The sequence below is a fragment of the Parabacteroides sp. CT06 genome (assembly GCF_002257605.1).
GTDB lineage: Bacteria > Bacteroidota > Bacteroidia > Bacteroidales > Tannerellaceae > Parabacteroides > Parabacteroides distasonis.
Genome location: NZ_CP022754.1, coordinates 400283 through 423301, shown reverse-complemented (window position 1 = coordinate 423301; position 23019 = coordinate 400283). Strand labels below are relative to the sequence as shown.

Below are 23019 nucleotides of genomic sequence, written 5' to 3'. Positions count from 1 at the left end.
TATGAAATTCTTGGGGAATATAATATGGTTACTCTTCGGAGGGATTATAACAAGTGTAGAATATCTGATATCCAGCCTAATACTAATGATAACGATCATTGGTATACCTTTTGGCCTCCAGACCTTAAAATTAGCGATACTGGCTTTATGGCCTTTTGGCAGCCGTGTCGTAGACGAGGGGAATTCCGGAGGATGCCTGTCACTTATCATGAATGTGATCTGGATATTCGTCGGAGGCTTTTGGATTTGCCTTACGCATCTGGGATTCGGCCTTTTGCTATGTATCACGATCATCGGCATCCCTTTCGGCATGCAACATTTTAAGATGGCAGCTTTAGCCTTGGCGCCTTTCGGAAAGAGCATCCAATAAGGGAACGTCTGACTTTTCTGTAGAAGACAGACATCCGGCAAGAATTTAGGCTAGGATAAGGTATTATACCTATTTCTTTCTATACCTATACATTCTCGCTCCTTATTCTATTTCATAAATCACGGTATGGTACGTACAGACCACGCCTTGGTTTGTATAGATCAAGCCTTGGTCTGTAGAGTTCACGGCGTGATCTGTAGAATTATACTAGATATTCAAATGAATTCATCCGATATCTTTCAAGTATTCATAAAGAAGGAGGGAAGTATAAATAGCGTTCATATACATCTCCCTCATAGGGCCTAGGGGCGTTATAGCTCGATCTGGGAAACCGAAACCGGAGTATTCATGAAGATAGAGGCCGCCTCAGAAAACTTCTCTGCCGACTCCGTGGTAAGAAAACGGCAACTTCCTCCCTTCGTGAGTTTACGATCCATTTCCGGGTGACGCCCTAAATAATCTCGCAAACTCTCCGCTACATGCTCGCCTTGCGAGAATAGAGTGATGCCGGAAGGAAGAAAAGCACGGATCTTATCCATCAAAAGGGGATAGTGAGTACATCCCAAGATAAGCGTATCGATTTGCGGATCTACGGATAATATATGGTCGATATGCTTTTTCACGAAATAATCCGCTCCCGGGGAATTAAACTCATTATTCTCTACCAAAGGAACCCACATGGGGCAAGCCTCGCCTGTCACTTGGATATGTGGGTACATCCTGCCGATCTCTATCGTATAAGAATTGGACGTAATCGTACCGCTCGTACCTACGATACCGATATGTTTGGTACGGCTGATCGTATCCACTAACTCAACTGTAGGACGGATGACTCCCAATACACGACGATTGGGATCCCATGTAGGCAAGTCTTTTTGTTGGATCGTACGAAGCGCTTTCGCAGATGCCGTATTACAAGCCAAGATCACCAATTGGCAACCCGACTCAAACAGACGCAATACCGCCTGACGGGTAAATTGATAAACGACCTCGAACGAACGGGTTCCATAAGGAGAACGTGCGTTATCGCCCAGATAAACGTAATCATAACCGGGCATCAACTGATGGATCTTATCGAAAATCGTAAGTCCGCCATAACCTGAGTCAAAAAGACCGATCGGACCGGGAGTTTGTGGAAACATATCAGAAACCTTCTTTTATAAAGTACAAAGGGTGCAATCCTTTCGGAAAACACCCCCTCTTTTATTCTATAGAATAAATTTTCTCGCTAATTACAAACCGAGTTTCGTACGAACAAACGGAGTTGCGTCTACTGCGTTAGTACCCGTATAAAGCAAAGCTGCCGGATCGATGATATACGTATATCCCTTCTCCTCGCCTACCTTCTGGATAGCCTCGTGCAACTTCTGTTGGATCGGTTGCAACAATTCCTGTTGTTTCTTTTGTACGTCTTGCTGAGCTACCTGAACGAAGTTATCCATACGTTCTTGGATATCTTGAATCTCTTGCATTCTTCTCAACTTGATATTTTCTGTCAATGAATCTTGCTGCGCTACGAAGTCTGAATATTTCTTTTGGTATTCATCTTGCATTTGCTTCAATTCAACTCTATATTTCTCATTCAAGTCTGCCATTTGTTTTTCCATACCAGATACCTCCGGCATAGCCATAAACACCTCTTGAGTTTTTACAAACGCAATTTTAACTTCCTGAGCGATAGCTCCCAACGGGAGAATCATCAACAATAAAACAATAAGTTTCTTCATTTTTACTATATAATTACTTTGTTATTAATCAAGCTTTCACACTTTTCATGCATAAAGCGCACAAATGTAAGCATTTATTTTGAATATCCTAACTTAATCAGCACTTCATTACTGATATCGATCTTCGGAGAAGCGAAAATAATGCTCATAGCTGAAGCTCGATCCCAAACAATTTGATATCCCTTGTCTTCCGAGATTTCTTTCACCGCATTATACACCTCGTCTTGAATCGGTTTCATCAAACTCTCGCGTTTCTTATATAACTCACCCTCAGGACCGAAATATTTACGTTTCAGATCTTGCGCCTCTTGCTCTTTCTTCACGATCTCTTCCTCACGTTTCGTTTTCATCTCGGCGGAGAGGAATACCAGATCGCTCTGATAATTCTTATACATATTCTGAGCTTCTTGCTGAATCGCTTCCACCTCATTTTGCCATTTCTTGGAAACTTGGCTCAACTGCTCATTGGTCATTTCGTAAGCCGGAATATTCTTCAATATATATTCCATGTCGATTAAAGCGAACTTCTGTGCCATGCCGGCAAAAGAACAAAGCAACATCAGACAGCTCAATGTGATAATCTTTTTCATACTCTCTTTATTTATAGTTCTACTTTATGACTGCAAATATAACAGAGGGTTTACTTACAGCCTACCAATATTCGTTAAAAGTATTTATTTAAATGTAGAGACGGGGCGTGCCCCGTCTCTACATACGGAACACGCCCCGTCTCTACATACGAAGCTATACCCGATCTATATTTTAGAATTCCTGTCCGATGATAAAGTGCAGGTTACTACCGCTACGTTTACCATTAGATCCATAATTCGGCTCGTCGAAACCATAAGCCCAGTCGAGTCCCATCAAACCGATCATCGGCAAGAATATACGGACACCGACACCGGCGGAGCGTTTCAAGTTAAACGGATTAAAATTCTTCAAATCAGTCCAAGCGTTACCAGCCTCCACAAATACCAATCCGTAGATCGTAGAGGAAGGCTCCAGCAAGAACGGATATCTCAACTCCATAGCCAAACGAGAATAAGCGTATCCATAAGAGTTGTAACCACCATTACCGGCGATACTACCATTCTCATAACCTCTCAAACCGATCGTTTCCTGAGCATAGGTACTGGAGTAACCACTCATACCGTCACCACCCATATAGAAGGTCTCGAACGGAGACTTCTTATTTTTATTATAAGTACCTAAGAAGCCATACTCAACACGGGTCATCAATACCGGCGTACGTTTCACGGTCAACGGAGCCAACGGAGAGAAGATCTTCGCTTTGAACTTCCATTTATGATACTCGATGAATTTATACTTATCCGGGTCTGAGCTTGACATCGACGCATAATCCTTACCATCGAATAAAGAGTAAGGAGGCGTAGCAGCTACAGACAACATGAATTGTGAACCCTTACGAGTATACAACGGGTTATCGATAGAGTTACGTTGCAACATCAACTCCAAGTTGATATTATGGCAATTTCCGTTATTAACCAAGAAATAGTCCCAATCATGCATCATATACAGCTGATAGTTCAACGTCGCCATGAACTGGAAGTAGTCATCCGGCCAATTCAAGCGTTTACCATAACCGGCCGCTAAACCGAACATCATGATAGACTTATCCGGGTCGTAAGCATACTCATAACTATTATTGTAACCATAGTTGCCGTAATAGTTGCTACCATAGCCATAACCGCCCCCATAATAACCGGGATAACCATAGCCATAGCCCGGATAGCCATAACCATAACCGGAATTGGTCAAGTAATTGCTACTGATATCGGTTTGCTTTGAGAAATAAGCGCTGACAGACAATGTATTCGGTCGTTTACCGCCGAACCAAGGATCCATGAAGGAGATGCTGTAAGCCTGGTAGTAACGCCCATTCGTCTGGCCGCTCAAGGTCAATGTCTGTCCCTCACCTTGCGGGATGATGCCCTTATAGGTTTTCGGGTTTAAGAAGTTCTTCATAGAGAAGTTCGTAAACTTCAAACTTAACTTACCGATCACACCCGTCTGTCCCCAACCTGCGGAGAACTCGATCTGGTCATTCGCCTTGGAAACCAAGTTATACTCGATATCCACGGTTCCATTCTCAGGATCAGGCAGCGGCACCGGATTCATGTTTTCCGGGTCGAAGTGTCCCATCTGGGCCAACTCACGAACGGAACGCATCAAATCCTCGCGGCTGAACAACATACCCGGCTTCGTACGCAACTCACGGCGAACGATATCCTCATACAGACGGTCATTACCATTAATGATAATACGGTTGATCGTCGCTTGCGGACCCTCTTGGATACGGATCTCTAACGAGATAGAGTCATTCGCTACATCCACCTCTACCGGATCGGCGTTGAAGAACAAATAACCGTTATTAAAATAGACATTCGAAACGGCATCCTCATCCGTACTCAAACGTTCGTTCAATTTCTTTTGATTATACACCTCGCCCGGTTTCATACCCAGCACGGCCATCAAATAGTCCGTAGAATATTGCGTATTACCCACGAAGCGAATATCTTTCAAATAGTATTTCTCACCTTCATCCACTTTCAAGAAGATATCTACCTTCTTCTCGTTAAAGTTCGCTACGCTATCGGACAACAATACGGCGTCGCGATAACCATGCTCGTTATATTTAGCGATTATATTTTTCTTATCGTTCTCATATTCCTCAGTCGTGAACTTCTTCGTGCTGAACATCTCCATGATACTGGTTTTCCAGTCGTTCGGCAAGCTGAACTTCTCGTTCGTCTTCTTCATCGCCTTCTTCAACTCCCGGGCGGTCAGTTTTTCGTTACCCTCAAAATAGATACGATGGATCTTGGTCTTTTCATTCTTATCGATATTGATATCCACGATCACCTCACCTTCATTCGCGGGATCGTCCTTTTGCTCGATCTCGACATCCACGTTCTTAAAGCCTTTGCCATCGAAGAACTTCTGGATCACGATCTTGGCACGGTCCATAACGTTCGGCGTCACCTGGAAACCTTTCTTCAAGCCCAGCTTCGCCTCCAAGTCCTCACGCTCGCCTTTCTTGATCCCGTGGTAATTGACTTGCGAGATACGCGGACGTTGCTTCAGCTGAATCTCCAGCCAAATCTGGTCGCCCTCGATCTTCGTCGCCAAGATCTTCACATCCGAAAACAAGCCATGTTTCCAAAAACGCTTCACTGCTGTAGTGATCTCCTCTCCCGGTACGGTAATCTCATCGCCTACCGACAAGCCCGAGAAGCCGATCAACACAAAATCATCATAATTCTTGATACCCGTAATCTTTATATCCGCAATCTTGTATTTCTTCGCGGCCAACGAGTACGAAATGACCGGCACTTCTGCCGGCGTCTCAACTTGGGTAGTGTCTATTTCTTGGGCAAACGCACCGCAAGCGAAACCCAAGCAAATAAAAAACAGCACTATTCTTTTGTACATATAACAGCTATTGTTTATAAGATTAATTGCTCACTTGTCTTACCGAAACGACGCTCACGTTGCTGGTAATACAATATAGCCTCATACAACTCTTCTTCTCTGAAATCCGGCCAAAACACATCCGTAAAGAAGAATTCAGCATATGACAACTGCCATAGCAAGAAGTTACTGATGCGTTTCTCTCCTCCGGTCCGTATCAAAAGATCGGGATCGGGGATATTTTTGGTCGTCAAGTGGTCCGAGACCATAGCCTCGGTTATATCATTGGGGTTTATTTTCTGTTCCAAGACCTCTTGGGCGAGTTGCCTAGCCGCTCTGGTGATCTCCCACCGGGAAGAATAACTAAGCGCCAGAACAAGTGTGGTTCCCGTATTCGCCGAAGTCGTATCGATACATTCTTGCAATGTATTATAAGCATCCTCACGCAAGCGGGAAAGGTCGCCTATGGCGGTAAGGCGAACGTTTTTCTTCATCATGTCCGGAGTCTCCCGGTGAATGGCGGAGACCAGCAAGCTCATCAGCGCTTGGACCTCTTCTTCCGGACGATTCCAGTTCTCGGTAGAGAAAGTGTACAACGTCAGATATTTCAATCCGAGTTGAGTGACCGCATCCATAATCTTACGGACCGAAACAACGCCTTCCTGATGCCCGAAGCTACGGTCTTTCCCCTTCGCCTTGGCCCAACGTCCGTTCCCGTCCATAATAATTGCCACGTGCCGTGGCAAGCGATTCTTGTCTATTTTCTCAATCAACGACATTTTTTATCTTACTAATATTCACTTATATTTTTCGCATTGTTACAAGTACGGCACCTCGGGCCGAAATCCCATGTAACAGACAACAACAAAAAAGAGTACCAATCTTTATTCTTAAGAGCGCTACCCTTAACACCATACGGATCGTCCAACATGTCCTTTCCCTCTAGGCCATCGCCAAATAACTTACGAAACGAGAACTCGCACCCTAGATTAAGGCGGTTCTTGATCTTATATTTCATGCCCACGCCTAAAGGAATATTCGGGCTGGCGAAAGTCTTCCCGCCACCCGGAGCCACCGTCAGCCCTATGCCCACCAAGACATAAGGAGAGAAACGCTTCGCCCCCGCATAGTCGAACTTATCGCTATACGGGAAAAAGTTGAACTCTGCCTGTCCCCCCAACTCCATGATACTACGGTTGAAAGAGGTTTGGGCATTATTCGGAAAAACGTTCTCCATACCTTCGGTCTTACCGGAAACCTGTCCCCACATCAAGTTGGCTTTTAAGGCCCAACGAAAGTTGATGTTATACCGGAACACGGCTCCCACCGCCGGATTCATTCCTTTAAATATCGTATTCTTGTTGGCGTCGCCCATATAAAAGGCGCCACCAGCCATACCACCGATCTCGTACTTATATTCCTGCGCCCAAAGCGTAGGGATCGTACCCGCCAATAGGATGATTATGAGAAGCCGCTGAAAAAAAGTTGAAGTCATAAGCCTTGCTGTTATATATACCACACTTCTTTTTCTAACGCTAAAAGCCTCATAAAATTATACATCTCCTATCGAACTTTTCTATTCCTTCGGGATCAAACGATTGATACGGCCTCTCCAAAGTTGGTTCAAGTCATTGGAACCAGTGCTGGTCTTTCCTCCGAAAATGTTCACGAAATTCTCTTTATCCACAATAATTGAGGAAAAGCCTCTCGCCGCATAGTCGGTCGGTAACACCACCATCGAGTCGATCAACGACCAAGAAATACCATAATCTATCGATTGATACATATCTTTCAATGCCTTGTTCGAAGCGTCGATACCTCCGATCAAGAAAAACTTATCGTCATAATTCGTGATCATCGCTCCCTCACGCTTCGTGAAGTTTGCGTCACCGGAAGCCATCAACGCCCAAGAGATACCATCCATGGTAGCCCAAGTCGTATTAACCACTTGGTTGTCCACGGTACGTCCGCTGGCGGTCATCAAGTACTCATGATACATTGCGGCATATTGGAGATTGCTAAATCCGGTAACAGGGAATCCGCTAGGCACCGCATCTCCGGCGATCCACTCCATGGATTCGTTCATCGCATAGAACGCTAGCTTTCCTTCCTGATCCACGATCGTAGCCAAGGCGGAAGGCTGTTTCGTGCCCTGCTTCACGCTACCCAAAACGTATTTCACGAAAGGGGCGTTCTCTACAGCGCTCCAAGTCAAGCCATCCTCGGATCTATATAAAGTGCCATTTGTAGCCGGCACATATAAAGCTTTGTTATACTCAGTAATCTGGGAGATCAAAAGCCCATCGGAAGGCAGACCGGTCAAGGATAATGACTGCCAACCCTTAGGCGCGCTTACCGGAGCGTAATATAATTGGTAAGGTTTACCGGACTCGGCGGGTTTCACATACATAAAGTAATTCTCCGATCCATTATAATCGTAGGTTACCACCTTCTGATCCTTCACGGTAATGCCAATCATAGGATTCGCGTACATACTCCAAACCATAGAGTCCGGAACCACTTGATGGATATTCACTTGCGCCATATAGACTTTTGTCGTGACTTGGTCATACGCATGAACCACGAACTTTACCGGAGCGGAGAAATCGATGGAATCCGACAAACTACTTAAATAATAAGTGGAATCGGGATAAGCCTCGGGACTAGCCTCCACGCCACCTATCACTGAAGAATTAGCGAACCCAATCTTACAAACCACTTTCTCGATCTTCGTACCAAAAGGTAAAGAGTCTATATTAAAAATCCGTCCCGTTAGCTGGTCTATCGTAAACTTCACAGTATCCAACCCCGACACAGAATCATGACTTAATGAAAAAGTATGTATCTGGCAATTCTTAATAGCTTCTACACCAACGATTTCATCTGACTTCAAACAAGAAGACAGCACTAACGCAAAACAACCTGTTATAAATAGTACTAATTTATTTTTCATCAAAAACATAAGTTTGTCGCATATAAAGGCACAAAAGTAGAAACATTTTTTGCTTTCACCCTAATACCTGCTAATATTTATAATATTTTAGTTGATTATATGAGCCTTAAAATTCATAGTTATGATTTTTCGAACTCATCGTTATGATTTAAAATTTCATAGTTATGATTTTTAATGCTCATAACAGAACGTCCGGAGATGCCGCTAACAGCCTCCTTTCCAAGCATCGGCGCATGCACCCCTTGATACAGGCGAACCGGGGCCGTTTCCACCCTCGCCTCGTCCCATACATCCGCTTCCACAAAAGAATTAATCAGCTGAGTCCCACCTTCCACCAATAAGGAATCCAACTTCCGGACAGCAAGATGATCTAGCACTTGCCGGATCACCGGACCTTCGAAATCTATCCGGATATACTCCACGTTCTCTCGGTTTTCCACTTCCTTCTCCGTAAATATTAATGTACGTGAGGAACCATTCAGCAACCGATAAGAATCGGGAATAACGAGCCGGCGATCCAATACGACCCTAACCGGAGAATTACCGGACCAATGGCGCACGTTCAATGAAGGATTGTCCAATAAAGCGGTCCGTGTACCGACCATGATAGCCGCCACCTCCGAGCGAAGTTTATGCACCAAGCGGGAAGTCTCCGGAGAAGACAAAACCGTGACCGGCTCCGACACGTCCGTACGCAAACGATCGATAAACCCATCCTCACTCTGCGCCCATTTCAAGATAATATAAGGACGGCCTTTCGTTTGTAGCGTCATAAACGCCTTGTTCAACGCACGGGCTTCTTCCTCCATCACGCCTGTGACTACCTCTATCCCTGCTTCACGCAACATCCGCACGCCTCGCCCCGACACCTCGGGAAAAGGATCCAAGCAACCGACCACCACCCGTGGAATCCCTTTCCGGATAATCAACTCGGCGCAAGGAGGCGTCTTCCCATAATGAGAGCAAGGCTCCAGACTCACATAAATCGTACTGTCTTTCAACAAAGACTCGTCTTTCACGGAAGCGATAGCATTCACCTCGGCATGCGCCTCCCCACATTTCCTGTGAAATCCCTCACCGATAATACGGCCCTTATGCACAACCACCGCACCAACCATCGGATTCGGACTGACATTTCCCCTCCCTCCTTTAGCCAACTCGATGCAACGAGCCATGTATTTCTCTTCAACCTCTACCATAATCTTTGCATATAAACGGTTTTTACACTACTTTCGCGATAAAACAAGAGAAAGATATGACTGAGACCGTCGCTTACATCCGAAATTCCCTCAAAGATATTTATCCTCCCGGCGAAGCCCAAGCGCTCGTCCGGCTCATCATGGAACGTGTTTGCGGTCTTTCTACCCATCAACTCCTGTTAGGCAAAGGTAAAGAATTATCTGATACGGAGAAATTTAAAATCAAGGAGATTGTAGAAGGACTGCGTTTATACAAGCCCATACAATACTTATTAGGCATAGCGGATTTTTACGGGATGGAGTTTAAGGTGACGCCGGACGTATTGATTCCCCGCCCGGAAACCGCCGAGTTGGTCGAGCGGATCATCACGGACTACCAAGGCCAAGCCCCTCGTATATTAGATATCGGCACGGGAAGCGGCTGTATCGCTATTTCCTTGGCGAAACATCTTCCGGAGGCAGAGGTAGCGGCGGTGGATATATCACCCGAAGCGCTCGCCGTGGCCGAGGAGAACGCCCGTATGAATCAAGTTTCCGTATCCTTCCATGAATTGGATATCCTTTCCGAAGGTTATTCCAGTTTCATGCAAGAGAAACAAAATTTTCACGTACGTGAAACTAGATTTTCATGTACGAGAAACAAAATTTTCACGTACGTGAAACTAAAATCCCATACGGAGGAAACCGAAGCGTCTCTTATAGGAAGCTTAAACTGCATCGTCAGTAATCCCCCTTATATAATGTATAGAGAGAAAGCGACCATGGAAGCGAACGTTCTGGAGAACGAGCCTCATCTAGCCTTGTTCGTTCCCGACGACGATCCGCTTCTCTTCTACCGGGCCATCGCCCGCTTCGGACAAAGGCATTTGGCGGAAGGCGGGCATCTCTATTTCGAGATCAACGCCCTTTGCGGAAAAGAGACCGTAGCGATGCTACGTCAAGAGAATTACACCGAAGTCGAATTAATACAAGATTTATACGGAAAAGACCGGATCGTAAAAGCAAAAATATGAAAGAGATAACCGAACCCGAGATGTTGCACCGGGCAGCCGCCTATTGCTCCGCCGCCGAACGCTGCATACAAGACGTACAGAAAAAGATCGATGCCGCCGGACTTCCCCCCGACGCCTCCGAGCGTATCATCGCCCGCTTGCTGAAAGAGCGGTTTATCGACGAATCCCGTTACACCCGTTTCTTCGTGAACGATAAGCTACGATTCAATAAATGGGGACGGGTAAAAATAGGCTACGAGCTTTATAAGAAAAACATCCCCTCCCCGATCCGGGAAGAATCGCTCGCCGCCATTGACGAGGGAGAATACTGCTCCATCTTACTCGATTTACTAAAAAGCAAAAAGAAATCGACAAAAGGAAAAGACGAGCGGGACCTATTCAACAAGTTACTCCGTTTCGCCGCCGGACGAGGTTTCGAAAGCCGGATCACGTTGAATTGCCTAAGCCAATTATTCAAAGGAATAGACTGCGAGGATTATGCCGACGACATGGAATAATCTGCTCAACCTGTTTTTCCCAAACTTATGTAAAATATGTAAACGACCACTCGTCGAGGGAGAAGAACAAATTTGCCTGAAATGCCTATGCGACCTGCCGCACACGGGATATCATCAACAGGCGAACAACCCCGTCGAGCAACTTTTTATCGGAAAGAACCGGATCGAATATGCCACCGCTTATCTACGATACGAGAAAGGCGGAAAAGTACAAAGCCTGATCCACTCGCTCAAATACCATGATAATAAAGAGTTGGGCTATCTACTCGGACGGCAGATAGCGAGAGAGCTCCAAGCGGATCACAGCCCGATATGTACCGTAGACCTCCTTATCCCCGTTCCCCTGCATCCCCGCAAAAAACGGCAAAGAGGTTACAACCAGTCCGAATGGATCGCCTCCGGCATCCGTTCCATATGGGATATCCCCATCGATACGCAAAGTCTAGCCCGCACCACCCACACAAGTACCCAAACTCGTAAGGCCATTTACGACCGTTGGTTAAATGTATGTTCTATTTTTAATGTCATTCATCCGGAAAGCTTAAAAAACAAACATATCCTGCTCATAGACGACGTGATCACAACCGGAGCCACGATTTCCGCTTGCGCAAAGGCTTTATCAGGGATTCCGGGCATACGCATCAGCATTTTAGCCCTGTCTGTCGCATAAATATTAATAAAAAATTAACGTACGATATTCAAGGTAATGTCATTCAGTTTATCTATTTTTGCAGACTGATATAAATATAGGATTGTATGAAAACACTGGAAAGTTTAGTAGCAGAAAAATTATTAAAGATTAAAGCCGTAAAGTTGCAACCGGCCAATCCGTTTACTTGGGCATCCGGCTGGAAATCTCCGATCTACAATGACAACCGAAAGACTCTTTCTTATCCGGTCGTTCGTAGCTTCATTAAATTGGAGTTGGCTCGTGTGATTAGTGAAAAATTCGAGAACGTAGATGCCATTGCCGGTGTTGCTACAGGCGCAATCGCTCAAGGTGCTTTAGTAGCCGATTTATTAGGATTGCCATTCGTATACATCCGCTCTACGCCAAAAGATCATGGATTGGAAAACCTTATCGAGGGAGAATTGAAACCGGGTTCTAAAGTAGTGATCATCGAGGATTTGGTATCTACCGGAGGTAGTAGCTTGAAAGCCGTACAGGCCGTACGTAACTTTGGTTGCGATGTAGCGGGTATGGTAGCTATCTTTACCTATGGATTCCCTGTAGCGGAAGCCGCTTTCAAAGACGCTAAAGTAACATTGACTACATTGAGTAACTACGACGCAGTCTTGGAAGAAGCTGTCCGTACGCATTACATCGATGAGTCTGAGATCGCGGTTCTTCAGGAATGGCGTAAAGATCCGGCTAACTGGGACCCGAAATAAGTAATAAACAAAAAGACACTCAATGACTGAAGAATTTGTGAGTGAGGTCAAACAGATCCCACACAATGATGAACGTATCTTCACGATGTTGTCCGATCTTTCCAACTTGGAACGTATCAAGGATCGCATCCCGCAAGATAAAATAAAAAATTTTGAGTTCGACAGCGATACCTGTAGTTTCGCTGTCGATCCCGTTGGTAAGATTACCTTCCAGATCGTAGAAAGAGAGCCGAATAAATTAATCAAGTTCACGACGACCAACTCTCCTGTTCCCCTTTTCTTGTGGATACAATTGAAACAGGTGGCCGAGGACGACACACGGTTAAAAATCACGGTTCGTGCCGATCTGAATCCGTTCTTGAAACCAATGGTATCGAAACCTTTGCAAGAGGCTGTGGATAAAATCTCGACCGTTATCGCCTCCTTGCCTTATTAATTCCTTTTTCATTATGGCTCAGAAACTTTGGGAAAAAAATGTACAGGTAGATCATGAAGTAGATATATTCACGGTAGGTAAGGACCGTGAGATGGATATTTACCTCGCTAAATATGACGTATTAGGCTCTATGGCGCATATCACGATGCTGGAAAGTATCGGTTTGTTGACCAAAGAGGAACTAAACGTCTTATTAGCAGAATTACGGAATATATACGCCGTAGCGGATCGTGGAGAATTCATCATCGAGGAAGGCATCGAGGATGTGCACTCGCAAGTGGAACTCATGCTTACACGTCGTTTGGGCGATATGGGCAAGAAGATCCATAGCGGGCGTTCCCGTAATGATCAGGTCTTATTGGATCTGAAGCTTTTCACCCGTTCGCAAATACAGGAATTGGTTGAGTTGGTTTCCGGCTTGTTCGACGTTTTGATCTCCCAGAGTAACCGGTACAAGGATGTACTGCTTCCCGGATATACGCATTTGCAGGTAGCCATGCCCTCTTCGTTCGGACTTTGGTTCGGCGCTTATGCGGAGAGCTTGGTAGATGATTTGCAACTTATGCAAGCCGCATACCGTATTTGCAACCGCAACCCGCTGGGTTCCGCCGCCGGATATGGTTCATCCTTCCCGCTAAACCGCCAGATGACTACGGATTTATTAGGTTTCGACTCGCTGGACTACAATGTGGTATACGCCCAGATGGGACGTGGCAAGATGGAACGCACCGTAGCTTTCGCTATGGCGGGTATCGCCGCTACGCTCTCCAAGTTGGCGTTCGACGCTTGTATGTTCAATAGCCAGAACTTTGGCTTCATTAAACTGCCGGATCAGTTCACGACCGGCTCCAGTATCATGCCGCATAAGAAGAATCCGGATGTATTTGAGTTGACACGTGCCAAATGCAATAAGCTTCAAGGCTTGCCTCAGCAAATCATCTTGATCAGCAATAATCTTCCTTCCGGTTACTTCCGGGATCTCCAGATCATCAAGGAAGTCTTCCTTCCGGCTTTCGACGAGCTGAAGGATTGCTTACGCATGGTAACTCATATGATGCGTGAGGTGAAAGTAAACGAGCATATATTGGACGATGATAAATATTCTCTCTTGTTTAGCGTGGAAGAAGTGAACCGCCGTGTCTTGGCCGGAATGCCTTTCCGTGACGCTTATAAGCAAGTAGGTTTGGATATCGAGGCCGATAAATTCATTCCTTCGAAGAGCGTTAACCATACACACGAAGGCAGTATCGGTAATCTATGTAATGAATCAATCACCGCCATGATGCGTAGTGTGATAGGTTCTTTCTCTTTCGAACGGATGAACGAGGCTGAAAAGAAATTGATCCATGGATAAGATAAGACGGATATTTCCACTTTTGATCTTGTTTACGCTATTATCTTGCGCAGATACGATAGAGACTCGTATTCCCTATCGTATCGTTAGTCTAGAATTGGACCTCACTTATCAAGATAAGGCGTTAAATGCAATACAAGCTTACAAGATCTACACACAAGCAAATATAGATCAAGATCGTGAGCAAACAGGTTTTGGAGGCGTATTGGTCTATCATGGATTGTCCAGTAACGGAACCGGTGCATTCTTTGCGTTCGATGCCGCTTGTCCTCATGAGGCATCCGCTAATGTCATCGTAGAGGTGGACGAATCCGCCGTATACGCCATCTGCCCGAAATGCGGTAGTAAATTTGAACTTTTAAACGGTATCGGCAATCCGGTGGAAGGGCCTTGCGCTGAGGAGAAACAAGCCCTCAAACAATATGTCGTCGATACAAACGGTAATAAAATTTACATCCATAATTAAATTTTTCACCGGAAATGTTTGGTAGTATAAATATTTGTACTACCTTTGCACTCGCAAAAGAGAAACAAACAATGCGGAAGTAGCTCAGTTGGTAGAGCATAACCTTGCCAAGGTTAGGGTCGCGGGTTCGAGTCCCGTCTTCCGCTCAACTCTTAGAGAAGAGGTGGATGCTCGAATGGTGGAATCGGTAGACACGAAGGACTTAAAATCCTTTGGCCATTGCGGCTGTGCGGGTTCAAGTCCCGCTTCGAGTACGATCTAATTTAATTGCGGAAGTAGCTCAGTTGGTAGAGCATAACCTTGCCAAGGTTAGGGTCGCGGGTTCGAGTCCCGTCTTCCGCTCGCTTCCAAAAGGCCTCGCTGTTCGAAAGAATAGCGGGGCTTTTTATTTCTAAAATATAATCGTATCTTTATCTTCAATTAAAGTGAGGGTTATGGAATTACGTACTGCGAATGTTACCCGATATATCATGCCTCTGCGGGAAGGCGGATCATTGCCTGCTTTAGCGGAGGCAGACGATGAGTTTAAATATGTCGTTAAGTTCCGGGGAGCCGGACATGGGACAAAAGCCTTGATAGCCGAGTTGATCGGAGGTGAGATCGCTCGTTGCTTGGGTTTCCATGTACCGGAATTGGTCTTCCTGAATCTTGACGAGGCTTTCGGGCGGTCGGAAGGTGACGAGGAGATACAAGACTTACTACAAGCAAGTCAAGGGCTCAATCTGGGATTACATTTTTTATCCGGAGCCTTGACTTTCGATCCGGTAGTCAATCGTGTAGATCCCAAACTCGCCTCACAAGTCGTATGGCTCGATGCTCTTTTGACAAATATAGACCGCACGGTCCGGAATACGAATATGTTGATATGGAATAAAGAACTTTGGCTCATCGATCATGGAGCTTCCTTATTTTTCCATTTCTCATGGGTAAATTGGCAAAAACATGCGATCGGCCCTTTCATCCATATCAAGGATCATGTATTATTGCCACAAGCGACGCTGCTGGAGGAAGTAAACAAAGATTTCAAACGTATCTTAACTGAAGAGAAAATTCGTGAGATCGTAGGTCTAGTACCCGACGATTGGTTGCATTGGAACGATAGTCCCGGTACGCCTCAAGAGATACGTGATGTATATATCCGGTTCTTAATTGACCGAATCGCCCATTCTGACACGTTTATAAATGAAGCTCGACATGCAAGACAAACACTTATATGAATATGCCGTAATCCGTATCGTACCGAAAATCGAACGGGAGGAGTTTATCAATGTAGGCCTTATCATGTTCTGTAAACGGCCTAAATTCATCAAGGCTCGCTATCATGTAGACGAGGAGAAACTTCGTCTGTTCACATCAGATATAGATAAAGAATCTTTGTGTACGAATCTCCACGTTTTCGATAAGATATGTTCCGGTGCGAAGGATGGAGGTCCTATAGCCAGCCTAGATATTCCGGAGCGCTTTCGTTGGCTTACCGCCATAAGAAGTGCCTCTATCCAAACCTCGCGTCCACATCCCGGTTTTTCCAACGATCTAGAACAGACATTTGAGAGATTATTTCAAGAATTAGTCTTATAGATAATAAACATAAATCTCCGTATCACGATAAAAGAAAAAAGACGGATCGTCCAAACAACCCGTCTTTCCTTATAGAACTAATAGATATTATACTTATCCTCTTAAGTCCGCATCCATAGCAGCGGCAGCCTTACGACCGTCTCCCATCGCCAGAATCACGGTAGCTCCACCACGAACGATGTCACCACCGGCATACACATCGCCTAAAGCGGAGCGCATACTGTCTTCCTCCACTACGATCGTACCCTTCTTGCTCACCTCCAAGCCTCCAAAGGCACGGGGTATTAATGGATTCGGAGATACACCGACGCTGACGATCACCTCATCCACATCAATTGTTTCGATAGCGCCCTCGATAGGTACCGGACGACGGCGACCAGAGGCATCCGGCTCGCCCAATTCCATCTTCTGCAAACGCATCTGTTTCACACGGCCTCTTTCATCACCTATATATTCAATCGGATTATGAAGCGTCAAGAACTCCACACCTTCTTCCTTCGCATGTTTCACCTCTTCCAGACGGGCAGGCATCTCCTCCTCGCTACGACGGTAGACGATCATAGCACGCTCAGCACCCAGACGACGAGCGGTACGGACAGAGTCCATAGCGGTATTTCCTCCACCGATCACGGCCACCTTCTTTCCTTGTAGCACCGGCGTATCACTTTCCGGATTCGCCGCATCCATTAAGTTTACACGGGTCAAATACTCGTTGGACGACATCACGCCCACAAAGTTCTCACCCGGAATGTTCATAAAGTTAGGCAGACCGGCGCCACTTGCCACAAACACGCCCTTAAAGCCATCCGCATGCAAATCATCATAACTGATCGTCTTGCCCACGATACAATCTTTCTCAAACTGTACGCCCATCTTCCGAAGGCCATCAATCTCCACGTCCACGATCTTATTCGGTAGGCGGAACTCCGGGATACCATATTTCAATACACCACCGATCTCATGCAATGCCTCGAACACAGTCACATCATATCCACGCTTCGCCATATCTCCGGCAAAAGACAATCCGGCAGGACCGGAACCTACCACGGCAATCTTGATACCGTTCTTCTCCGCGATCTCCGGAACCGAGATATTACCGCTCTCACGTTCGTAATCAGCGGCGAAACGCTCCAAGTAGCCAATGGCAACCGCTTCCTTACTCATTTTCAAATGGATACACTTGCTCTCGCATTGTTTCTCCTGCGGACAGACACGACCGCAAACAGCGGGCAGAGCACTTGTCTCTTTCAAGGTCTTAGCGGCCTCCAAGAATTCCCCACGCTCGATATTCTTGATAAAAGTAGGTATATTGATATTTACCGGACATCCCTGCATACAAGTAGGATTCGGACAATCCAAACAGCGCTCGGCCTCTTGCATGGCCTGTTCTTTTGTCAAGCCTAAGTTAACTTCCTCCAAACGGGTACGACTCCGGTATTCCGGGTCCAACTCGTTCATCTTCACGCGGGGGATATCCGCACGTTCTTTATTTTTCTTGCTTTTGCGAAGTGCCTCCCGCCAAGGTTCGGCACGACGAGCAGCGATTAATTCTTCTGTTGTCATGATTCAATTACGTGGTTTCGTTATTTCTTCTCTATATCCTTATAAGCGCCGAGACGCATAATCATCTCATCAAAATCCACTTGATGAGCATCGAACTCCGGTCCGTCCACACAAACGAACTTGGTCTTCCCGCCTACCGTGATACGGCAAGCACCACACATACCCGTTCCGTCCACCATGATCGTATTCAAGGAAGCTACGGTAGGAATCTCGTATTTCTTTGTAAGAGCGGAAACGAATTTCATCATAATGGCCGGACCGATCGTAACGCATAAATCCACCTTCTCCCGGTTGATCACGCTCTCCACACCATTCGTCACCAAGCCTTTCGTACCATACGATCCGTCATCGGTCATGATAATTACCTCATCCGAGTTTTGGCGCATCTGCTCCTCAAGGATCACCAAGTCCTTGGTACGGGCCGCCAATACGACGATCACACGGTTTCCCGCCTTATGGAAAGCCTCCACGATCGGCAACAACGGAGCGACACCTACGCCACCACCGGCACAAACAACCGTTCCAACCTTCTCGATATGGGTAGCCTGCCCTAACGGACCCACCACATCCGTGATATAGTCACCCTCGTTCAATTCACAGATCTTACGGGATGAGCCGCCTACCGCTTGGATCACCAAGGTGATGGTACCTTTCTCGGTATCCGCCCCGGCAATGGTAAGAGGTATACGTTCGCCTTTATCGCCAACCTTCACGATCACGAAGTGACCGGCCTTGCGGGAGCGGGCGATCAAAGGAGCCTCGACTTCCAGCTTCACCACGTTGGCTGAGAAATGTTCTTTACTTACAATCTTATTCATTATAATCGCTACTGTTGATAGTTTGTCTTGTTTTGCTGGCAAAAATAAGATAAAAAAGTGAATATAGCCCTATTTTCCTTAACAAAAGGCTTTATTCAAACAAACCTTCATCACGCACTAACATCAAAATAGCGGAATGAGGGACAATCAAGAACTTTTCGTCATTAAAATTGATCTCGTAAGCGGCATTCTGCAAATAGACAGCCAAATCACCTTCACGGGCTTGAAGCGGCAAGTATTGCACCTCCTCCCCTTTCTTTTTCTCCCAGACCTCATGCTCCTCAGATTGAGAAGGCAACGGATATCCGGGCCCCGTCTTTATGATATAACCCGCTTGTATCTTCTCCCCTTGTTGAACCGAGGGAGGCAGATACAATCCGGTCTTCGTCTGGCTCTGTGGATTCTTAGGCTTAATCAATACTTTATCGCCTATCATCAGGAATTTATCGATGTCTTTTTGATCTATGGATAGTTGCATGATTATAAGATGTTAAATTTTTATTTCGCGAACTTACGGAAAGTTTACCGAACAAAAAACCCTGTTCGTTGAATAAATCCGCTCGTTCACAGATTATATTTTCCTAAGTTTTTCCCTTGATTTACATTTGCACTGTTAGAACTTGTGAAAGCCATAACAATCCGGTTCATCATACAGACCGGCAGAATAGGTAAACATTAAGGAAAAGGGCACTTTCGGGTGCCCTTTCTCATTTATCCCCATCAGAAAACAATCGGATTCTATCAAAAGTTGTTCACCGATAAAAAACACGATTTCACAGAATAAATCCGCCCATTCACTGACTTTTATTGCTCAGACTCTAAACAAACTTTAATATTGAACCTAGTTTACTATACTTTATTAACCTATTTTATTATGAAACACAGACATGCGATCTTTAGAAGCAGGCTGGGACTAGCTTTATGCTTTATGTTGGCAGGCGGTGCTATCATACCGCAAAGTTCCGTATTAAAAGCGGAAACCTCCGTTACGCAACAATCCCGGAAAATAACGGGTACGATCACCGACGCTAAAGGAGAGCCCCTATTAGGTGTTAACGTAGTCGTAAAGGGTACCACGAACGGAACGATCACCGATCTGGATGGTAAATACGTATTAGAAGTAGAGCCGAATGCCATTCTGGTCATCTCTTACATCGGGTACGTAACTCAACAAACACCTGCAAGCGGGAACGTCATGAACATTACCTTAAAGGAAGACACCCAAAATCTAGACGAGGTAGTCGTTGTCGGTTACGGTACCCAACAGAAAAAGGACATCACAGGTTCCGTAGCGGTTATCGATACTGAAGAGCTATTGGCGTCTTCCGGTTCTTCCGCCACACAACAGTTGCAAGGTAAAGCGGCGGGCGTAAACATCGGTACCTCCGGTGCTCCCGGTTCAGCCACGATGGTACGCATCCGAGGTATTAATTCCATCAATGACAACGGACCTTTGTATGTTATCGATGGCGTATCCACTCGTGACCAAGACCTAAGCTCTATCAATCCCAATGACATCGAGAGTATGCAAGTATTGAAAGACGCCTCCTCCGCAGCGATCTACGGAGCGCAAGCAGCGAATGGCGTCATTTTAATCACGACCAAGAAAGGAACAAAAACGGGACAACCGAGATTAACCTATGACGGATATTACGGTTTCTCTAAAACAGGTAAACGCTATGACGTCTTAAACGCTTATGACCGTATTGATGTCGAATGGCAAGCCTCGAAAAACAATCTGGACCTAACGGGAGCCAGCGCCAATGGAGAATTACCTTACCACCAGCAATTCGGAAGTACTTCCGACTCTTGGGTTAATCATCTACCCAATTACATGACCGTAACCGGCGCCGGTGGTAGCACCTCCATCGATCCTAGCGATTACGATCAAGCGAACAACGTAGTCTATGCGCCCGTAGGCGATACGAACTGGTGGGATGAAATCAGCCAACTCGGTTGGATGCAGAATCACCAGTTGTCCTTGTCTGGAGGTACCGATAAAGGGCAATACACCATGAGCATGAACTATTTCGACCAGCAAGGTACCGCTATCGAATCTTATTTCACACGCTATCAAGCACGTGCTAATTCATCGTATAACGTCCGCCCATGGTTGCGATTCGGAGAGAACCTAACTTATAGTTTTAGCAAAAACAACGGACTTAGCTTCTCAGGTACAGAGTCCAACATCTACTCATGGACTTATCGGGCCTCTCCTTATGTACCGGTTTATGACTATGCGGGCAATTATGCAGGCTCCTTATTCGCCGGGACCGGCAATTTCCAGAATCCTGTAGCTATTCGTGAAAGAAATAAGGATAATTATGCCACTACCCAACGTGTATTTGGCAACGTGTATGGAGAAGCAGACCTATGGACCGGGCTGACTTTTAAAACAAACTTCGGTATCGATTATCGTAATGATTATTCTTACTCGATGACCAAGAACAACCCGGAGTTCTCCGAGTCCGGTGGCCAAAATAATTTCTACGAAAGTAATTACTTCAATTATCGTTGGGTTTGGACCAATACGCTATCTTTCAGCCGGACATTCAATGAGATCCATTCCTTGAACATCTTATTGGGAACAGAGGCTATTCGGGATGGTTTAGGCAGATCCCTCAACGCACGTAGATATAACTATTTATTCGAAGACAATACCAATACATACACCTTGGATATGGGCGAGAACAATAGCCAACGTACCAACTCTTCCACTTACAATGGAGAATTCGCGCTATTTGGTATGTTTGCCCGTGCAGACTATGGATATAAGGATAAGTATCTATTAACCGGTATTATCCGCCGGGACGGTGTTTCCCGTTTCTCGGAAAGTAATCGTTACGGAGTCTTTCCTTCTATCTCCGCCGGTTGGCGTATGTCAGAGGAGGCATTTATGGAACCAAGCCGAGATTGGCTGGACGACTTAAAGATACGAGCCGGTTACGGCGTCACGGGTAACTCAGAGATTCCTGTCGCGACTAATTTCGCCAATTTGTTCACGACCAGCACCTCCTATACGAATTACGACATGACCGGAGCGAACAATAGCGAGACAACCGGATTCCGCCTCAGTACCTACGGTAACACTGATACGAAATGGGAAATGACCAAGATGGTCAACTTGGGTCTGGACGCGACCTTCCAGAATGGTAAATTGAGCGGTTCATTCGAATGGTATACGAAGAAGACATCCAATATGTTGATACAAGCGGCCTACACCTCGATGGCCGGAGAATCCGGAAGCCCTTATATCAACTTCGGAGATATAAAGAACACCGGTTTCGACTTCATGTTTAATTACCGTGACCGAAAAGGAGACTGGGCATGGGATCTATCCTTGAATTTATCCCATTATAAAAATGAGGTCTTGAAACTCGCGGAAGCTGACGATTATTCTCTATGGGCTAGCGGTACGCGCATCGAAGGATACGTAACCCGTACGACAAAAGGACATGCCGTGTCTGAATTCTGGGGGTTGAAGCAAAATGGTTTTTATGAGTCCGTAGCCGATGTTATGGCAACCAAGCCATTTGGACAAAGTGATATCACAGAGGCAGACGCTGCCGCTTATGTCGGCCGCTTCCGTTTCGAGGACTTGAACGGAGACGGCAAATTGGATGATAGCGACCGGACCTTTATCGGCTCTCCTCATCCGGACTTAACCGGAGGCCTCAACGCCACGTTAACATGGAAAAACTGGGACTTTACTATGTTCTGGAACTTCTCTATCGGCAACGACTTATATAATAACACAAAATATTTTACCGATTTCTGGACTTTCAACGGTAATAAATCCTCACGCCTCAGAGATCAATCATGGACATTGAATGGCGATAACAGTAATGCTATCCTTCCTATGCTGAATATGGAAGATAACTATTCCGGAGCTTATTCTAGCTCTTATTACGTAGAAGACGCCTCCTTCTTACGCCTGAAAAATCTCGTATTGGGATATTCCTTGCCAAAGGAATTACTCAAGAAGGCCGGTATCCAGAATCTCCGCCTGTACTTACAAGCCGAGAATATCCTTACGATCACCGGATATACAGGCTTAGACCCAGAGTTTACCAACGCTTATTTACGGCAAAGCGATTCTGACAACGATGGAGCCGGACGTGTAGACTTAAAAAGAGGAGTCGATATGGGAGGCTGGCCAACAACCATGCGGTTCTTATTGGGCGTGAATTTTACTTTCTAAATCCATTTTTATATAAAAAC

General features: G+C 45.7%; 22 protein-coding genes and 3 tRNA genes. 14 read left to right on the top strand and 11 right to left on the bottom strand.

The window, feature by feature from the left end; genetic code table 11:
- The first annotated feature begins 1 nt into the window (after position 1).
- On the top strand, positions 2-370 hold the full coding sequence (locus CI960_RS01670) for a YccF domain-containing protein (RefSeq protein ID WP_005858967.1): 369 nt from the start codon (positions 2-4) through the stop codon (positions 368-370).
- Positions 371-681: 311 nt separating this feature from the next.
- Here the strand turns inward: CI960_RS01670 and murI are convergent, their stop codons facing one another.
- The 8 genes from murI to ribD form a co-directional block, all read right to left on the bottom strand.
- Positions 682-1512, bottom strand: coding sequence for a glutamate racemase (gene murI, locus CI960_RS01665; RefSeq protein WP_005858970.1), 831 nt, complete (start codon positions 1510-1512; stop codon positions 682-684).
- Between the two features lie 90 nt (positions 1513-1602).
- The gene (locus CI960_RS01660) at positions 1603-2097 is read right to left on the bottom strand and encodes an OmpH family outer membrane protein (protein WP_005858972.1); all 495 of its coding nucleotides are present in this window, start codon (positions 2095-2097) and stop codon (positions 1603-1605) included.
- Positions 2098-2171: 74 nt separating this feature from the next.
- Entirely contained in the window at positions 2172-2687 is a 516-nt protein-coding gene (locus tag CI960_RS01655) for an OmpH family outer membrane protein (RefSeq protein ID WP_005858974.1), read from the bottom strand.
- Between the two features lie 172 nt (positions 2688-2859).
- Complete coding sequence (bamA, locus tag CI960_RS01650) at positions 2860-5550, bottom strand: outer membrane protein assembly factor BamA (RefSeq protein WP_005858976.1); 2691 nt, start codon at positions 5548-5550, stop codon at positions 2860-2862.
- 14 nt (positions 5551-5564) lie between these two features.
- On the bottom strand, positions 5565-6308 hold the full coding sequence (locus CI960_RS01645) for an isoprenyl transferase (protein ID WP_005858978.1): 744 nt from the start codon (positions 6306-6308) through the stop codon (positions 5565-5567).
- A gap of 11 nt (positions 6309-6319) precedes the next feature.
- A complete protein-coding gene (locus CI960_RS01640) occupies positions 6320-7024 on the bottom strand; it encodes a DUF6089 family protein (protein ID WP_005858980.1) in 705 nt (234 codons plus the stop codon).
- 81 nt (positions 7025-7105) lie between these two features.
- Positions 7106-8482: a DUF6242 domain-containing protein gene (locus tag CI960_RS01635; protein WP_005858982.1), complete on the bottom strand. Its 1377-nt coding sequence runs from the start codon at positions 8480-8482 to the stop codon at positions 7106-7108.
- A 119-nt stretch (positions 8483-8601) separates the two neighbouring features.
- Positions 8602-9681 carry a bifunctional diaminohydroxyphosphoribosylaminopyrimidine deaminase/5-amino-6-(5-phosphoribosylamino)uracil reductase RibD gene (gene ribD, locus CI960_RS01630; RefSeq protein WP_005858984.1) on the bottom strand — a complete coding sequence of 360 codons (1080 nt, stop codon included), beginning with the start codon at positions 9679-9681 and terminating at the stop codon, positions 8602-8604.
- A gap of 56 nt (positions 9682-9737) precedes the next feature.
- On the opposite strand from ribD, the gene CI960_RS01625 reads away from it, so the two are divergent.
- From CI960_RS01625 to CI960_RS01570, 12 genes are all read left to right on the top strand, one after another.
- Positions 9738-10694, top strand: a complete 957-nt coding sequence (locus CI960_RS01625) for a HemK/PrmC family methyltransferase (protein ID WP_005858986.1) — start codon at positions 9738-9740, stop codon at positions 10692-10694.
- Positions 10691-11191, top strand: a complete 501-nt coding sequence (locus tag CI960_RS01620; protein ID WP_005858988.1) for a regulatory protein RecX — start codon at positions 10691-10693, stop codon at positions 11189-11191. Before CI960_RS01625 ends, CI960_RS01620 begins: the two co-directional genes overlap by 4 nt.
- On the top strand, positions 11172-11861 hold the full coding sequence (locus tag CI960_RS01615; RefSeq protein ID WP_005858990.1) for a ComF family protein: 690 nt from the start codon (positions 11172-11174) through the stop codon (positions 11859-11861). Before CI960_RS01620 ends, CI960_RS01615 begins: the two co-directional genes overlap by 20 nt.
- An 86-nt stretch (positions 11862-11947) precedes the next feature.
- Positions 11948-12583, top strand: coding sequence for an orotate phosphoribosyltransferase (gene pyrE / locus CI960_RS01610; protein ID WP_005858992.1), 636 nt, complete (start codon positions 11948-11950; stop codon positions 12581-12583).
- Between the two features lie 22 nt (positions 12584-12605).
- The gene (locus tag CI960_RS01605) at positions 12606-13019 is read left to right on the top strand and encodes a polyketide cyclase (RefSeq protein ID WP_005858994.1); all 414 of its coding nucleotides are present in this window, start codon (positions 12606-12608) and stop codon (positions 13017-13019) included.
- 13 nt (positions 13020-13032) lie between these two features.
- The gene (gene argH / locus CI960_RS01600) at positions 13033-14373 is read left to right on the top strand and encodes an argininosuccinate lyase (protein ID WP_005858998.1); all 1341 of its coding nucleotides are present in this window, start codon (positions 13033-13035) and stop codon (positions 14371-14373) included.
- Positions 14366-14839, top strand: coding sequence for a hypothetical protein (locus tag CI960_RS01595; RefSeq protein ID WP_005859000.1), 474 nt, complete (start codon positions 14366-14368; stop codon positions 14837-14839). Before argH ends, CI960_RS01595 begins: the two co-directional genes overlap by 8 nt.
- Positions 14840-14912: 73 nt before the next feature.
- A tRNA-Gly gene (locus CI960_RS01590) sits at positions 14913-14985 on the top strand.
- Between the two features lie 23 nt (positions 14986-15008).
- Positions 15009-15093: transfer RNA gene (locus CI960_RS01585), tRNA-Leu, on the top strand.
- A 15-nt stretch (positions 15094-15108) separates the two neighbouring features.
- Positions 15109-15181 (top strand) — tRNA-Gly (locus CI960_RS01580).
- Positions 15182-15273: 92 nt separating this feature from the next.
- Positions 15274-16056, top strand: a complete 783-nt coding sequence (locus tag CI960_RS01575) for a HipA family kinase (protein ID WP_005859001.1) — start codon at positions 15274-15276, stop codon at positions 16054-16056.
- Positions 16034-16417, top strand: coding sequence for a DUF3037 domain-containing protein (locus tag CI960_RS01570; protein WP_005859003.1), 384 nt, complete (start codon positions 16034-16036; stop codon positions 16415-16417). Before CI960_RS01575 ends, CI960_RS01570 begins: the two co-directional genes overlap by 23 nt.
- Positions 16418-16510: 93 nt before the next feature.
- On the opposite strand, the gene gltA is transcribed toward CI960_RS01570, so the two are convergent.
- From gltA to CI960_RS01555, 3 genes are all read right to left on the bottom strand, one after another.
- Positions 16511-17980, bottom strand: coding sequence for an NADPH-dependent glutamate synthase (gene gltA / locus CI960_RS01565; RefSeq protein ID WP_005859005.1), 1470 nt, complete (start codon positions 17978-17980; stop codon positions 16511-16513).
- A gap of 20 nt (positions 17981-18000) precedes the next feature.
- Positions 18001-18798, bottom strand: a complete 798-nt coding sequence (locus CI960_RS01560; RefSeq protein ID WP_005859007.1) for a sulfide/dihydroorotate dehydrogenase-like FAD/NAD-binding protein — start codon at positions 18796-18798, stop codon at positions 18001-18003.
- Positions 18799-18889: 91 nt separating this feature from the next.
- Complete coding sequence (locus CI960_RS01555; protein WP_005859009.1) at positions 18890-19276, bottom strand: co-chaperone GroES family protein; 387 nt, start codon at positions 19274-19276, stop codon at positions 18890-18892.
- A gap of 396 nt (positions 19277-19672) precedes the next feature.
- On the opposite strand from CI960_RS01555, the gene CI960_RS01550 reads away from it, so the two are divergent.
- Positions 19673-22999, top strand: coding sequence for a TonB-dependent receptor (locus CI960_RS01550; protein ID WP_005859012.1), 3327 nt, complete (start codon positions 19673-19675; stop codon positions 22997-22999).
- Positions 23000-23019 lie beyond the last annotated feature (20 nt).